Here is a 14,055-nt window from a genome sequence, read left to right on the forward strand (position 1 = left end):
AACCAGCATGAGCACTCTCGAGATCAAGAACCTCCACGCGTCCGTGGAGACCCCCGACGGCACCAAGCAGATCCTCAAGGGCGTCGACCTGACCATCAAGTCGGGCGAGACCCACGCGATCATGGGCCCCAACGGCTCGGGGAAGTCCACGCTCGCGTACTCGATCGCGGGCCACCCCAAGTACACGATCACCGAGGGCACCGTGACGCTCGACGGCGAGGACGTCCTCGAGATGTCCGTCGACGAGCGCGCCAAGGCGGGCCTGTTCCTCGCGATGCAGTACCCCGTCGAGGTCCCCGGCGTGTCCGTGTCGAACTTCCTGCGCACCGCGAAGACCGCGGTGTCGGGCGAGGCCCCCAAGCTGCGTACCTGGGTCAAGGACGTCAAGACGTCCATGGACAACCTGCGCATGGACTCGTCGTTCGCCGAGCGCAACGTCAACGAGGGCTTCTCCGGCGGTGAGAAGAAGCGCCACGAGATCCTCCAGATGGAGCTGCTCGAGCCGAAGATCGCGATCCTGGACGAGACCGACTCGGGCCTCGACGTCGACGCGCTGCGCATCGTCTCCGAGGGCGTCAACCGCGTCAAGGAGAACACCGGCCTCGGCGTCATGCTGATCACGCACTACACGCGCATCCTCAACTACATCAAGCCCGACTACGTGCACGTGTTCGTGAACGGCCGCGTCGCCGAGGAGGGGGGCCCCGAGCTCGCCGAGCGTCTCGAGGCCGAGGGCTACGACCGCTTCCTGGCGGACGCGTAATCACGATGCTTCCCGACCTGCGCGACGACTTCCCGCTCCTGGCCCGCACGGTCAGGAACGGGAAGCCGCTCGCGTACCTCGACTCCGGTGCGACCGCGCAGCGGCCGCACGCGGTGCTCGCGGCGATGGACGACTTCGACCGCCTGCACAACGGCGCGGTCGCGCGCGGCGCGCACCTGCTCGCCGAGGAGGCCACCGAGGCCTTCGAGGGTGCGCGGGCGTCGGTCGCGCGCCTCGTGAACGCTGCCTCTGCCGAGGAGATCGTCTGGACCTCCAACGCGACGGCGGCGCTCAACCTCGTCGCGAACGGCATGGGGAACGCCTCCGCCGGTCAGGGTGGCGCCGAGTCGGCCAGGTTCCGCATCGGACCCGGTGACTCGATCGTCGTCACCCAGGTCGAGCATCACGCCAATCTCATCCCGTGGCAGCAGCTCGCTGCCCGCACGGGCGCCACCCTGCGGTGGATCGAGGTCGACGACCGGGGCGTCCACCGCCTCGAGCAGCTCGCGACCGTCGTGGACGACACCACCAAGGTGGTCGCATTCACTCACGCGAGCAACGTCACGGGCGTCGTCTCCGACGTCGCCGCGTTCGTGGCGCGGGCCCGCGAGGTCGGGGCGCTCACGGTGCTCGACGCGTGCCAGTCCGTGCCGCACCTGCCGGTCGACGTGCAGGCGCTCGGCGTGGACTTCGCCGCGTTCTCGGGTCACAAGATGCTCGGCCCGACCGGCGTCGGTGCGCTGTGGGGCCGCAAGTCGCTGCTCGACGCGCTTCCGCCGTCGGTCTTCGGTGGGGGAGCGATCCAGGTCGTGACGCTCGAGGAGACGACGTGGCATCCCGCGCCCACGCGCTTCGAGGCCGGCACGCAGCCGGTCGCGCAGGCGGTCGGCATGGGAGCCGCGGCCGAGTACCTCATGGCGCTCGGGATGTCCGAGGTGGCGGAGCACGAGCGACGCCTCGCTCGCCTGATCCGCGAGGGCGTCGAGGAGATGTCCGGGGTGCGCCTGCTCGGACCCGTCGGCGACGCGCATGACGTGCTCGGCATCGCCACCGTCGTCGTCGAGGGCGTCCACACGCATGACGTGGGCCAGGTGCTCGACGACCTCGGCATCGCGGTGCGCGTGGGACACCACTGCGCGCAGCCGCTTCACAAGCGCCTCGGCGTGACCGGATCCACCCGCGCCAGCGCACATGTCTACACGACCGAGGAGGACGCCCAGCGGTTCCTCGTGGGGCTCGCCTCGGTCCGAGAGTTCTTCGGAGTGCCCGCATGAGCAGTCTCGAGCAGATGTATCAGCAGGTCATCATGGACCACGCCCGCGCCCGCCACGGCGCCGGCCTGGTCGAGCTGGACCTGCCCGCCGTCGGCGAGTCGCACCAGGTCAACACGACCTGCGGCGACGAGGTGACGCTGCGAGTCGGGCTCGACGGCTCCACGGTCGCCTCGGTCCACTGGGAGGGGCAGGGCTGCTCCATCTCCCAGGCCTCGATCTCGGCGCTGACCGAGCTCGTCGAGGGCCACAGCATCGAGGAGTCCGAGGAGGTCTACGAGGCATTCCGTGCCCTCATGGGCAATCGCGGAGAGGACCTCGGGGACGACCGCGACGACATGCTCGGCGATGCCGGCGCCTTCGTCGGGGTCGGCAAGTATCCTGCCCGTATCAAGTGCGCCCTGCTCGGGTGGATGGCGCTGCGCGACGCAATCGCGCATGCGCAGGCTGCCGAGGGCGCGGAAGGAGAGACGCATGGCTGAGACCATTCCCGCGAACGTCGCGGACGTCGAGGAGGCGCTGCGCGATGTCATCGACCCGGAGCTCGGCATCAATGTCGTGGACCTGGGGCTCGTGTACGGCGTGCACATCGACGAGAACCGCCACGCGGTCATCGACATGACGCTCACGTCGGCGGCGTGCCCGCTGACGGACGTCCTCGAGGACCAGGCGTCTCAGGTGCTCGCCGGCCTCGTCGACGGCTTCCGCATCAACTGGGTGTGGATGCCGCCGTGGGGCCCGGACAAGATCACCGACGACGGCCGCGAGCAACTCCGCGCGCTCGGCTTCAACGTCTGATCCGTCCTTGGGTGCGACGCACGTCGTCCTGATCCGAGGCATCAACGTCGGCGGCAACAACAAGGTGCCCATGGCGGCGCTGCGTTCCGACCTCGGAGCCGCCGGGCTCGAAGACGTGCGGACGTACATCCAGTCGGGCAACGTGCTCGTCTCCGCGCCGGGCCGTGAGCCGCTCGAGGTCAATGGGCTCGTCGGCGACGTCCTGCGCGCGTCGTTCGGCGTCGACACCCCCGTGGTCACGATCACGGCCGAGACGCTCCGCGTCACGGTGGACGATGCGCCCGACGGCTTCGGCGCGAGCGACGACTACCGCTGGGACGTGGTGTTCCTGCGCGAGACCCTGACGGTTGCCGATGCTTATGCAGTGGTGAGGCTTCGCGACGGCGTCGATGCGGTGTGGCAGGGGAGGGACGTGCTGTACTTCCGACGCTCGGAGGCGCAGGCGGGCAAGAGCTACCTGTCGAAGATCATGTCGACGCCCGAGTACAAGCAGATGACGATCCGCAACTGGCGCACCACGACGACGCTCGCGGGGATGCTCGAGGGCTGAGCGATGCGGGCCTCGGCCCCACGCGGGCACCATGTGGCGCGGCACTCGCTGCTCCACGCAGACTTTGCCGGCGCTTGCGGCTCCCTCCCTGCCGGCGCTCTCGGATATGCCCAGGCGTGGCCGGTACGAAACTGTCCACTGGGTGACGCCGCGCTTCGCGAAACGACAATGAGCGTCCACTAGCGCGCGCGACCTCGCCGGTGCGCCCCAGTGGACACTCATGGTCGATTCCCACCTGTGCGTGTGTCCCAGTGGACGATTCCGTACCGCGCGAGCGGGGTGGTCGCGCCGCGCGGAGGGGCGAACGACCCCTCAGCGTCCACCACGGGGCCGTTGCTCACGAGAAAACAACCATGAGCGTCCACAAGCGGGTGAGGCACCGGCTGAATACGCCGTTGTGGACGCGCGTGGTCGGTCGTGGCGCGGGACGATGCGGCGGCCGGGCGTGCAGGGTCGCCGGACGCGCGCGGGTGCCCGGTCGGGCAGCCGCGAAACGGACTCAGAGCGAGATCGCGCCCGTGCTGAGCGCGATCACCGCCGCGATCGCCCCGACCACCGAGACGACGCACACCGTGACCTCCGCGCGCGTGAACACGCGCAGCCCCCGCTCGCGCCGCGCCCACACGTAGAGCACCGTCGCGGGCCCGTAGACGAGCAGCGACAGCAGCACGTACTTGAGGCCTGCGGCGAAGATGAGGAACACCGTGTAGATGAGCGCGACGGACGCGATCGCCAGCACGCCTGACCACCGGCGCGGCCCGAGCGCCTCCTTGAGGGCGAACCCGGCCGTGAGCAGGTAGGGGACCAGCGCGAGCGCGCTCGTGAGCTCGAGCGAGAAGTCGAAGGCGCTCTCGGAGAAGTGAGTGACGATGAGGAAGATCTGGGTCGCGACCGCGGTTGCCATGAGTGCGCTGATCGGCACGCCGCGGCGGTTGACGAGAGTGAGGAAGCGGGGCGCGTCGTCCTGCTTGGCGGCCTCGAAGAGCACCTCGGCCGCGAGCATGAGCCATGCGAGGTAGGCGCCGAGCACCGAGATGAGCAGCCCGATGCCGATGAACCAGGCGCCCCAGGTGCCCACGATCGACTCGAGCACGCCCGCGACCGAGGGCTGTCGGAGCCCCGCGAGCTCCTCGCGGGGCATGACCCCGTACGAGAGCATCGTCACGACAACGAACAGCGCGAGCACCGACACGAAGCCCAGCACGGTCGCGCGACCGATGTCCTCGCGTCTCCGCGCGTAGCGCGAGTACACGCTCGCGCCCTCGACACCGAGGAAGACGAAGACCGTGACGAGCATCGTCGACCGCACCTGCTCCGCGACGGAGCCGATCTCGGTTGTGTCGCCGCGCAGGTTCTCGACGAACACGTCCCACGAGAAGCCGCCGAAGATCACGACGACGATGAACAGGACCAGCGGGATCATCTTCGCGACGGTCGTGAGGGCGTTGAGCCCCGCGGCCTGGGAGACGCCGCGCGCGACGATGATGTGGAAGGCCCACAGGCCGAGCGTGCCGAGGATGAATGCGGCCCACGTGTCGCCCTCCCCGAACACGGGGATCACGGTGCCGAGCGTCGACGCGATCAGCACCCAGTACGTGACGTTGGCGATGCACGCCGAGGCCCAGTAGCCGAAGGCGGAGAAGAAGCCGAGGTAGCTGCCGAAGCCCGCGCGGGCATACGCGACGATGCCGGAGTCCAGCTCGGGCCGGGTCACCGCGAGCCGCTGGAACACGAGCGCGAGCATGAGCATCCCGCCGCCGGCGACGGCCCATGCGAGGAGCGCCGCGAGGCCGCCAGCGGAGTCCGCGAAGGACGAGGGGAGGGAGAAGACGCCCGCGCCGACCATCGACCCGACGACCATCGACGCCAGCACCGGCATGGCCATCGTGCGCACTGGCTTGTGCTGCGTCGTCATCCGGGACCCCCTGCGCCGTCCGCACTGCGAGATTCGGCGTCGTGCCTGAGCGACGCCCCGGTAGTCACGCTAACGCGCGCGGCGGCGGCGTGCCTTCCGAGCGAGCTCCGAGCGACGCGCACGGCGCGACTGCTGCTTCTGCTCGGCGATCTCCGCGCTGTGGTCCTCGACGGCCTCGTCGGAGATCCCGCGCGCGTGGAGCGCCTGTCCCAGGTCGATCGCGAAGCCGACGGTGCGAGTCGCGGCGGGGACGAGCACCGCGCGAGGGGAGCGCTCGACGCCGCGCGCCATCGCGGCCTGGCGGGACTCGCCGAGGATCCGCGCCATCTCGGGGATGAGGCGGATGAGGAGCGAGAACATCAGGCCGATCGTCTCGTGCGGCAGGATCCGCCGCAGCGGCCGCATGAGCCCCGAGAGCAGGTCGAGCATCTCGGACATGGGCGTCGAGCTCGACACCGCGAGTGCCAGGAAGACGACGGTGAGCAGGTCGGACGCGATGTCCACTCCGAGCTGCCACTCACCGCGCCACAACTGGTAGCCGGCGGCCATGATCGCGAACAGGAGGGTCCACAGCACGGCGCGCAGCGCGGTGCGCCACCGCGGCAGCGTGGACAGGTACAGGGCGAGCGACGCGCACGCGAACGTGACCCCGGTGACCACGTCCTGCACGAACACCATGAGGATCGACACCGCAGCGAGCAGCAGCACCTTGAACCACGCGGGCGCGAGGTGCAGCGGGGTGCGCAGCGGCCGGTAGGCGCCGAGCGTGGGATTCATGCGCGCTGGGTCTGCTCGGGGCGGCCGAAGATGAGGTCGCGGTAGAACTGGACCGCGTCTCCCGGCGCGCCGTCGAACGCGACCTTGCCTTCGTGGACCACGATGGTCCGCTCCGCGCGCATCGCGCTGTCGAGGTCGTGCGTGACCTCGATGAGCTGCACGGGCAGCGAGCGCAGGAGGGCGCCGACGTGGCCTCGCCACTTGAGGTCGAGCAGCGTGGTCGGCTCGTCGGCCACGATGATGGACGGCGCGACGGCGAGCACGCCGGCGAGCGCGAGCAGCTGGCGCTGGCCTCCCGACAGGGCGCTCACCGCGACGTCGGCGCGGTCCGCCAGACCGAGCGAGTCGAGCGCCTCGAGCGCGGCGCGCATCCGCGCGTCCTTGCCCTTGACGGTGCGACGCAGGGACAGCACCACGTCCTCGGCCGCCGTCGGCATGATGAGCTGCGCCGACGGGTCCGTGAACAGGAAGCCCACCATGCGGCGCACCTCGCGCCCGTGCTTGTGGGTGTCCTTGCCCTCGACGGTCACCGTGCCCTCGGTGGGCATGACGAGTCCGTTGATGAGCCTTGCAAGGGTCGACTTGCCCGAGCCGTTCGCACCGATCACGGAGATGTGCTGCTCGCGCAGCGTCAGGGTGGTCGGCTCCAGGATGGTGACGCCCGAGTCCGGCGCGACGACTGTCGCGTCCTCGAAAACGATCATGCGAACAGACTAGGCGGTCGGAGCGTCGGCCGGTGCCGCCTCACGACGCCTGGTGACAGGCAGAAGACCGGGGTAGGCGCGGTGCACGGCCCACGCGACGGTCGCGGCGGCGACCACCTTGACGACGTCTCCCGGCACGAAGGGCAGCGCGACGACGACGGTCGCGGGCAGGTCGTAGCCGAGGCGGATCGCGAACCAGGTCCAGCCGATGAGGTTGATCACGATGAGCGAGCCGGTGCCGCACGCGAGGGCGAGCCACAGCAGGTTGAGGCGTCCGCTGCGGCGCGCGGCGCGCGCGATCCAGCCGGTGACGAACGCGGCCGGGATGAACGCGGCGAGGAATCCGCCGGTCGGGCCGGCCCATGCGCTGAGGCCGCCCACGTGGCCCGCGAAGATGGGCGCTCCCGCGGTGCCCGCCGCGAGATAGAGGAGCACGGCGGAGGCGCCGCGCCAGGGGCCGAGCACCGCGCCCGCGAGGATGACCGCGAACGTCTGGAGCGTGATCGGCACGCCGCCCGCGAGCGACACGGCGGGCGCGAGGGTCGAGGCCGCGATCAGTGCGGCGAAGACGGACACGAGGGCCACGTTCGGGCCCGTGAAGTGCTTGTGCAGTGCCATCGTGACTCCCGGGGATAATGGTTGGCGGCTCACCATATCGTCACGACGGATGGGGAGCGAGAGGGTTTGCGCGAGGGGCGCGGATCCTTGTGGGATTCGTACAACCCGCCGCAGTGCCCGCCACCGACTAGGAGTTCCATCCCCGTGATCGTCGCCCAGGACCTTGAGATGCGCATCGGCGCACGCGTGCTGCTGCACCCCGCCTCCTTCCAGGTGGGGCCCGGCGACCGCGTGGGGCTCGTGGGCCGCAACGGCGCGGGCAAGACCACGCTCACGAAGATCCTCGCGGGTGAGGGCCTGCCCACCACGGGCAAGGCGATCCAGAAGGGATCGCTCGGCTACCTCCCGCAGGATCCCCGCACCGGCGACCTCGAGCAGATCGCGATGGACCGCATCCTGTCGGTGCGCGACCTCGCGGGCCTGATGCGCAAGATGCGGGAGGCCGAGGAGGGCATGGCGAGCGAGGACCCCAAGGTCCAGGAGAAGGCGATGAACGCCTACCCGCGCCTCGAGGAGCGCTTCCGCGCGGCCGGCGGCTACGCGGCCGAGTCGGAGGCCTCGCAGATCGCAGCGAACCTAGGCCTCGACTCGCGCGTGCTCGCTCAGCCGATCGGCACGCTGTCGGGCGGTCAGCGCCGCCGCGTCGAGCTGTCGCGCATCCTGTTCTCGGGCGCCGACACGCTGCTGCTCGACGAGCCCACCAACCACCTCGACGCGGACTCGATCGTGTGGCTGCGCGGCTTCCTGTCGTCGTTCCAGGGCGGCCTCATCGTGATCTCCCACGACGTCGAGCTGCTTCGCCAGACCGTGACCAAGGTGTTCCACCTCGACGCGAACCGCGGCGTGATGGACCAGTACGCGATGAAGTGGGACCTGTACCTGCGTCAGCGCGAGGCGGATGAGCGTCGTCGTCACCGCGAGCGCGACAACGCCGAGAAGAAGGCTGCGGCGCTCATGGCGCAGGCCGACAAGATGCGCGCGAAGGCCACGAAGGCCGTCGCCGCGCAGCAGATGATCAAGCGCGCCGAGAAGATGCTCGGCGAGACCGAGGGCGTGCGCCAGCAGGACAAGGTCGCGGCGCTCCGGTTCCCGACGCCCGCCGCCTGTGGCAAGACGCCGCTGCGCGCCGACGGGCTCAGCAAGTCGTACGGCTCGCTCGAGGTGTTCACCGACGTGAACCTCGCGATCGACCGCGGTTCGCGCGTGGTCGTGCTCGGCCTCAACGGTGCGGGCAAGACGACGCTGCTGCGCCTCCTGTCGGGAGTGGAGGAGGCGGACACGGGCGAGGTCCTGCCGGGGCACGGCCTCAAGCTGGGCTACTACGCGCAGGAGCACGACACGCTCGACATGAACGCGACGGTGGGCGAGAACATGGCGCACGCCGCTCCCGACCTGGGGGAGACCGAGGTCCGCAAGGTCCTGGGCTCGTTCCTGTTCTCGGGGGACGATGCTGACAAGCCGGCGCGCGTGCTGTCGGGCGGCGAGAAGACCCGCCTCGCGCTCGCGACGCTCGTCGTGAGCCAGTCGAACGTGCTGCTGCTCGATGAGCCGACGAACAACCTTGACCCCGCGTCGCGCGAGGAGATCCTCGGCGCGCTGCGCACCTACGAGGGCGCCGTCATCCTCGTCACGCACGACGAGGGCGCGGTCGAGGCGCTCGAGCCCGATCGCGTGCTGCTGCTGCCCGACGCGATCGAGGACCTCTACAACGAGACCTACCGCGACCTCATCTCGCTCGCGTAGGGCGCTGGGGGGAGCCCAGGGTGCTGGGGGAGCCCAGGGTGCGTCGAGCGCCCGGGACTCGTCGCGGGCGTGGCTAGAGCGCGTCCTCGATCTCCTCATCCGAGGGGTGGCGGCGGCGCCTCGGTCGCGCGGGGGCCGGCTTCGAACCCGACGGATCGCGCTTCAGCTCGAGATCGCGTTTGGTGAGCAGCACCGCGCCCACGGGCACGAGCAGCGCGAACGCCCACCACTGCCATGCGTAACTGAGGTGCGGTCCGAGCGACAGCGTGGGCAGCGGCACCTCGAGCAGCGGCCCGTCGTCGTCGCACAGTCCCGCGCAGTCCTCGGAGGCGACGACGTAGCCAGGGACGATGCTGTCGGTGCCGGGGTCTCCCATCTGGGCGGGGACGATGCGGGTCGCCCCGGCATCGCGCCTCCCGTCGTCCTCCTCGAACGACCGCAGGGTGCCCGAGAACGTGACGTCGGCACCCGTGAGCACCTCGGCGAGCGCGTCCTCGGTGTCCTCGGCGGCGCCGACCGGCGCCCAGCCCAGGTTGACCAGCACGGCCGAGCCATCCTCGAGATCGACCCACGCGAGGTACTGGTAGGCCGCGGTCGAGTCGACGGGACGGTTGCGCAGCGCGACGACACTGTCCGCGTCGATCACGCCCGAGACGGTCACGGTGCGCCACTGAGCGTCGTCGGCAAGCGAGCCGCCCGCGCCCGCGACCTCCTCGACTGGTGCGATGGAGTGCGTCTGCGCGGCCTCGTACGCCTCGATCGCGTCGGCCTTCGCGACGTAGCGCCCGTACTGCCAGCGGCCCGCGACGACGCACAGCGCGGACGCGACCAGCACGATCAGCGCGGTGAGCGCGAGCCGTCCCCACCCGATCTCGCGCGCGACGGCGAGCCAGCGGGAGCGGGGGATGGGTGCGGACACCCCCCGATGCTATTCCCGCCGCGCACCCTCGGACCGCACGCCCCGCGCCCCGCCCAGGGCGAGCATCGTCCATCGCCTACCTCACGCATCGTCCCTGTGGACTGTCCGAGCCCGACAATCCCGGACCCCTGACGCGCACGAACCCCCACATCGTCCGTGTGACCGAGGCTCCACTACCGTGGGATGCATGACACGACACGTGGTGGTGACAGGGGCGAACCGCGGCATCGGCCGCGCGCTCGCGGAGGCCTTCGTCGCGAACGGCGACACCGTGAGCACGATCTACCGGGGCGGGGACCTGCCCGAGGGCGTGACGGGGGCGATCGCGGATGTGACCGACACCGACGCCGTCAACGCGGCCTTCGACGAGCTTGAGGCGCAGCACGGTCGCGTGCGCGTGCTCGTCGCCAACGCCGGCATCACCAAGGACGGGCTCCTTATGCGCATGAGCGACGAGGACTTCCAGTCGGTGCTCGACGTGAACCTCACCGGCACGTTCCGCTGCGTGCGCCGCGCCGTCAACTCGATGATGCGCGAGCGCTTCGGACGCATCGTGCTGGTGGGCTCGGTCGTGGGCCTCATGGGCAACCCCGGCCAGGTCAACTACTCGTCGTCCAAGGCCGCGCTCGTCGGCATGGCCCGCTCGATCACCCGCGAGGTCGGGGCGCGAGGCATCACCGCCAACGTGATCGCCCCCGGCTTCATCACGACCGACATGACCGACGAGCTGCCCGAGGCCACCAAGAAGCAGTACGAGGCGACCATCCCCGCCAAGCGCTTCGGCGCGACGGACGATGTCGCGGCAGCCGCTGTCTACCTCGCCTCCGACGCCGCGGGCTACGTCTCGGGGGCCGTGCTGCCCGTCGACGGCGGCCTCGGCATGGGTCACTGACACCGGCCGCAGGCCGCACCGCACACTAGGCTTCCAAGAACGCTAAGGAGAATGACATGGGCATGCTCGAGGGAAAGAACATCCTGGTCACCGGAGTGCTGACGGAGGGCTCGATCGCCTTCCACGTCGCGCGCCTGTGCCAGGAGCAGGGCGCGACGGTCGTGCTGTCGGGGGTCGGCCGCTCGCTCAAGATCACCCAGGCCATGGGGCGGCGCCTGCCGGTCGAGGCGAAGGTCGTCGAGCTCGACGTCACCAATGAGGAGCACGTCGCCGCGCTCGCGGACAGGGTGCGCGAGCACGTGCCGCACCTCGACGGCGTGGTCCACTCGATCGGCTTCGCGCCGCAGACCGTCATGGGCGGCAACTTCATGTCCGGCGAGTGGGACGACGTGTCGACCGCGGTGCACATCTCCGCGTACTCGCTCAAGGCGCTCGCGGCCGCCACGGCGCCCCTGATGTCCGAGGGCGGGTCGATCGTCGGCCTCACCTTCGACGGCCGCTACGCGTGGCCCGTGTACGACTGGATGGGCGTCGCGAAGGCCGCGTTCGAGTCCGTCTCGCGCTACGTCGCCCGCGATCTGGGTGCACAGGGGATCCGCTGCAACCTCGTGTCCGCCGGGCCGATCCAGACGACCGCCGCCAAGCACATCCCGGGCTTCGACCAGATGGAGTCGAACTGGGACACGCGCGCGCCGCTCGGCTGGGACTCGTCCGACCCCGAGCCCACCGCGAAGGCGGTGACGGCCCTGCTGTCGGACTGGTTCCCCGCGACCACGGGGGAGATGATCCACGTGGACGGCGGAGTGCACGCTATGGGACAGTAGTGCCGTGCCTACGCTGATCCTCGCCCGCCACGCGAAGGCCGAGGCCCCCGCGCCCGGCCTGAGCGACATGGACCGCGCGCTCGCCGTCATCGGTCGCAAGGCCTCCATGCTCCTGGGCGAGGTGATCGCCGAGGAGTCCCTCGTGCCGACGCTCGCCCTCGTGTCTCCCGCGAGCCGCACGCAGCAGACGTGGAAGCTTATGGCGAACGCGCTCGACGGGTGCGCGTCCCGCACCGTCGATTCGCTCTATGAGACGCACGTGCCGGGCCTCCTGAAGGAGCTCAACGCGCTCGATGGCGAGGAGGTCGTCGTGGTCGTGGGGCACGAGCCCACGTCGTCGGCCGCCGCTGCGTTCCTGTCGGGCCAGGGCTCGGACAAGAGGGCGCTCCAGCGTGTCGCTCACGGGCTGCCCACCGGGACGGCCGCGGTCCTCGAGTTCGACTGCCCTTGGAGCGAGCTCGACGCGCGAACCGCGCGCCTCACGGCGGTGCTGTCCGGCCGCGACGTCTGACGATGCCAGCGGAGAACACCGCGGCAGGTCAGTTCGATGCGTTGCGCTGGTGGCTGCTGCGCTGGGGACCTCGCGCCGACTCAGGGGTGGTCCTCGCGGGTGACCCCGACGAGGGCGCTTCTCGTGGCGTCGACGTCGACACGCTGATCGTCGCGCTTCCCGTCATGGCGCTCTCGGGCGACTTCGCGCCCGCCGATATGCAGTACCGCATGCACCGCGAGCTGCTGTGGGACGAGTCGACCGGACGGTGGGGCAAGTCCGCGCGGGTCGATCTCGGAGGAGCCCGCGTCGGCGAGGCTGCGTCTCCCGAGGAGCGCTCGACCGGCGCCGTGGCCCATGCGCTCGAGACCGCGCTGCGCATCGGCGGCGACTCCGTGCCTGAGGAGATGCGGGACCGTTGGACCCGGCAGGCGGCCGAGCTCAGGGCTGTTCTCGGAGACTGAGGCGCGGGCGGATCCGACCACGCCGTGCGCGGCTCCCCTCGACCTTCGCCAAAGGCCGCTCAAGCCTCGTGCGCGCGTACCCGGCGCGTGTCCGCGCGGGCGAGGACGGACTCGTGCACGAGGTGTTCGTAGAGCTGAGTCTCAATCGGCTGAGCACGGACGCGGTGGCACCGGCCTGCGCGATCATGGCCTTCGCCGTGCGCGACTGACTGGGCTGGGCGGCTGGTCGGACGCAGCCCCCGCCCTGGCCGGAGCCGACGGGTGGCGCCGTCTACCCGACGTTGACTACCTGTCTACCGCTGTCCGGCATGGTCGGTGGTGGGGACGACTCACACGCCCCCGACGCGGGAGCGGCCAAGGGATTCCGGGCCCGCGCGACGGTCAAGGCGCAGCAGGGGGCAGGCATGGACCAAAGCACAAAGCCGATCGCCAGTCTTGGGCACCCGGCCTACGCGGAACCGCTTGAGGCGGCGACGCTGCTCGAGCCGACTCAGGTTGCACGCCTTGAGTTGATCGAGTTCCTGATCGACAGCGTCGTAGCGACGGTGACGATGATCCCGTCTTCCACCAACCGTGAGGCGACGATCGACTGGGGCGACGGAGCGACGGATGTGGTCGACCTCCGGAAGCCTCCGGCGACGAGCCCGCTCGCTCCGCCGGGTGCCTACCGGGTGCAGCACGCATACACGCTCGGCGCCGCGCTTGGCAAGGTTCTCGTGTCAGTGGCCGTCGCGTCCGTCGACGGATCCACCTCCTTCGAGGCGGAGACACTGCGCATCGACCCCCGATTCACGGTGAGCGTGGACCCGGTCGTCGTGCGCGCGACCGATCACGACTCGATCTTTGAGGACCGACAGGAGTTCGCGATCTGGGTACGCGTCTACCAGTGGCGGGACGAGGAGCGCGAGGTGATCTACGAACACGAGTGGAAGTGGACACCGGGCCGCGCTCCGGGGGTCGGGGAACTTCCTCCGGTCGGACGCCGCGTGGTGATCGGCGTGCTTCCGCAGAGCGATTTCACACTCGAGATGACGCTCCACGATGAAGCGATCGCCATCTACACGAATTACGCGGACCGTGACTCGACCTTCGGGAAGGTCTGGGATGGTGTGACCGAGTGGCTCAAGGACCCGGGGTTTCCCGAGTTCGATGGCTCGGTCAACTTCAGCACTTTTCTGCATCCCAAGGATCTGTCTCCGACATTCACAGTCTTTCGCAATTACGACACTCGCGATGGCTATTTCTCGTTCGAGTTCTCCGGAACCCTGCGGCTCATCGTGCCGCTCGATGCGCCGCCCGTGTCGGCGTTGGCGTAACGGGCGCACGC

At 70.0% G+C, this 14,055-nt stretch carries 16 protein-coding genes; 11 read left to right on the forward strand and 5 right to left on the reverse strand.

What is annotated here, in order from left to right:
• Nucleotides 1-7: 7 nt before the first annotated feature.
• Genes sufC through B7K23_RS09400 form a run of 5 tightly spaced genes read left to right on the forward strand, consistent with a single transcriptional unit; the run spans nt 8 to nt 3,382 of the window.
• A complete protein-coding gene (gene sufC, locus B7K23_RS09380) occupies nt 8-763 on the forward strand; it encodes a Fe-S cluster assembly ATPase SufC (protein ID WP_084126326.1) in 756 nt (251 codons plus the stop codon).
• A gap of 5 nt (nt 764-768) precedes the next feature.
• Nucleotides 769-2,037: an aminotransferase class V-fold PLP-dependent enzyme gene (locus tag B7K23_RS09385; protein WP_084126328.1), complete on the forward strand. Its 1,269-nt coding sequence runs from the start codon at nt 769-771 to the stop codon at nt 2,035-2,037.
• On the forward strand, nt 2,034-2,516 hold the full coding sequence (sufU, locus tag B7K23_RS09390) for a Fe-S cluster assembly sulfur transfer protein SufU (RefSeq protein ID WP_084126330.1): 483 nt from the start codon (nt 2,034-2,036) through the stop codon (nt 2,514-2,516). The genes B7K23_RS09385 and sufU overlap by 4 nt, the downstream gene beginning before the upstream one ends.
• A complete protein-coding gene (locus tag B7K23_RS09395) occupies nt 2,509-2,832 on the forward strand; it encodes a metal-sulfur cluster assembly factor (protein WP_062202514.1) in 324 nt (107 codons plus the stop codon). Before sufU ends, B7K23_RS09395 begins: the two co-directional genes overlap by 8 nt.
• Nucleotides 2,833-2,839: 7 nt before the next feature.
• Entirely contained in the window at nt 2,840-3,382 is a 543-nt protein-coding gene (locus B7K23_RS09400) for a DUF1697 domain-containing protein (protein ID WP_084126332.1), read from the forward strand.
• Between the two features lie 499 nt (nt 3,383-3,881).
• Here B7K23_RS09400 and B7K23_RS09405 read toward each other — a convergent pair whose 3' ends face one another.
• The 4 genes from B7K23_RS09405 to B7K23_RS09420 all read right to left on the reverse strand — a co-directional run bounded on the left by B7K23_RS09405 (nt 3,882) and on the right by B7K23_RS09420 (nt 7,396).
• Nucleotides 3,882-5,297 carry a basic amino acid/polyamine antiporter gene (locus tag B7K23_RS09405; RefSeq protein ID WP_084126334.1) on the reverse strand — a complete coding sequence of 472 codons (1,416 nt, stop codon included), beginning with the start codon at nt 5,295-5,297 and terminating at the stop codon, nt 3,882-3,884.
• Between the two features lie 69 nt (nt 5,298-5,366).
• Nucleotides 5,367-6,074, reverse strand: coding sequence for an energy-coupling factor transporter transmembrane protein EcfT (locus B7K23_RS09410; RefSeq protein ID WP_084126336.1), 708 nt, complete (start codon nt 6,072-6,074; stop codon nt 5,367-5,369).
• A complete protein-coding gene (locus B7K23_RS09415) occupies nt 6,071-6,778 on the reverse strand; it encodes an energy-coupling factor ABC transporter ATP-binding protein (protein WP_084126338.1) in 708 nt (235 codons plus the stop codon). Before B7K23_RS09415 ends, B7K23_RS09410 begins: the two co-directional genes overlap by 4 nt.
• Before the next feature lie 9 nt (nt 6,779-6,787).
• A complete protein-coding gene (locus B7K23_RS09420) occupies nt 6,788-7,396 on the reverse strand; it encodes a biotin transporter BioY (protein WP_084126340.1) in 609 nt (202 codons plus the stop codon).
• Between the two features lie 144 nt (nt 7,397-7,540).
• On the opposite strand from B7K23_RS09420, the gene B7K23_RS09425 reads away from it, so the two are divergent.
• Nucleotides 7,541-9,139 carry an ABC-F family ATP-binding cassette domain-containing protein gene (locus B7K23_RS09425; protein WP_084126342.1) on the forward strand — a complete coding sequence of 533 codons (1,599 nt, stop codon included), beginning with the start codon at nt 7,541-7,543 and terminating at the stop codon, nt 9,137-9,139.
• Nucleotides 9,140-9,212: 73 nt separating this feature from the next.
• Here the strand turns inward: B7K23_RS09425 and B7K23_RS09430 are convergent, their stop codons facing one another.
• Complete coding sequence (locus tag B7K23_RS09430) at nt 9,213-10,058, reverse strand: SURF1 family protein (RefSeq protein WP_084126344.1); 846 nt, start codon at nt 10,056-10,058, stop codon at nt 9,213-9,215.
• Nucleotides 10,059-10,245: 187 nt separating this feature from the next.
• Here B7K23_RS09430 and fabG point away from each other — a divergent pair, with 187 nt between their 5' ends.
• The 5 genes from fabG (at nt 10,246) to B7K23_RS09455 (ending at nt 14,044) form a co-directional block, all read left to right on the forward strand.
• Nucleotides 10,246-10,950: a 3-oxoacyl-ACP reductase FabG gene (gene fabG / locus B7K23_RS09435; protein WP_084126345.1), complete on the forward strand. Its 705-nt coding sequence runs from the start codon at nt 10,246-10,248 to the stop codon at nt 10,948-10,950.
• A gap of 56 nt (nt 10,951-11,006) precedes the next feature.
• Entirely contained in the window at nt 11,007-11,774 is a 768-nt protein-coding gene (gene fabI, locus B7K23_RS09440) for an enoyl-ACP reductase FabI (protein ID WP_084126346.1), read from the forward strand.
• 4 nt (nt 11,775-11,778) lie between these two features.
• The gene (locus tag B7K23_RS09445) at nt 11,779-12,285 is read left to right on the forward strand and encodes a histidine phosphatase family protein (protein WP_084126347.1); all 507 of its coding nucleotides are present in this window, start codon (nt 11,779-11,781) and stop codon (nt 12,283-12,285) included.
• Between the two features lie 2 nt (nt 12,286-12,287).
• Nucleotides 12,288-12,728 carry a hypothetical protein gene (locus B7K23_RS09450; protein ID WP_084126348.1) on the forward strand — a complete coding sequence of 147 codons (441 nt, stop codon included), beginning with the start codon at nt 12,288-12,290 and terminating at the stop codon, nt 12,726-12,728.
• 404 nt (nt 12,729-13,132) lie between these two features.
• Entirely contained in the window at nt 13,133-14,044 is a 912-nt protein-coding gene (locus B7K23_RS09455; protein WP_143338220.1) for a hypothetical protein, read from the forward strand.
• The last annotated feature ends 11 nt before the right edge of the window (nt 14,045-14,055 follow it).

The organism is Demequina sp. NBRC 110054, assembly GCF_002090115.1.
Classification (GTDB): domain Bacteria; phylum Actinomycetota; class Actinomycetes; order Actinomycetales; family Demequinaceae; genus Demequina.

Coding starts and splice junctions, on each gene's coding strand:
- B7K23_RS09410 (WP_084126336.1), bottom strand. CDS start 6,074: ATGAATCCCACGCTCGGCGCCTACCGGCCGCTGCGCACCCCGCTGCAC.
- B7K23_RS09415 (WP_084126338.1), bottom strand. CDS start 6,778: ATGATCGTTTTCGAGGACGCGACAGTCGTCGCGCCGGACTCGGGCGTC.
- B7K23_RS09385 (WP_084126328.1), top strand. CDS start 769: ATGCTTCCCGACCTGCGCGACGACTTCCCGCTCCTGGCCCGCACGGTC.
- sufU (WP_084126330.1), top strand. CDS start 2,034: ATGAGCAGTCTCGAGCAGATGTATCAGCAGGTCATCATGGACCACGCC.
- B7K23_RS09420 (WP_084126340.1), bottom strand. CDS start 7,396: ATGGCACTGCACAAGCACTTCACGGGCCCGAACGTGGCCCTCGTGTCC.
- B7K23_RS09450 (WP_084126348.1), top strand. CDS start 12,288: ATGCCAGCGGAGAACACCGCGGCAGGTCAGTTCGATGCGTTGCGCTGG.
- B7K23_RS09405 (WP_084126334.1), bottom strand. CDS start 5,297: ATGACGACGCAGCACAAGCCAGTGCGCACGATGGCCATGCCGGTGCTG.
- sufC (WP_084126326.1), top strand. CDS start 8: ATGAGCACTCTCGAGATCAAGAACCTCCACGCGTCCGTGGAGACCCCC.
- B7K23_RS09455 (WP_143338220.1), top strand. CDS start 13,133: ATGGACCAAAGCACAAAGCCGATCGCCAGTCTTGGGCACCCGGCCTAC.
- B7K23_RS09395 (WP_062202514.1), top strand. CDS start 2,509: ATGGCTGAGACCATTCCCGCGAACGTCGCGGACGTCGAGGAGGCGCTG.
- fabI (WP_084126346.1), top strand. CDS start 11,007: ATGGGCATGCTCGAGGGAAAGAACATCCTGGTCACCGGAGTGCTGACG.
- fabG (WP_084126345.1), top strand. CDS start 10,246: ATGACACGACACGTGGTGGTGACAGGGGCGAACCGCGGCATCGGCCGC.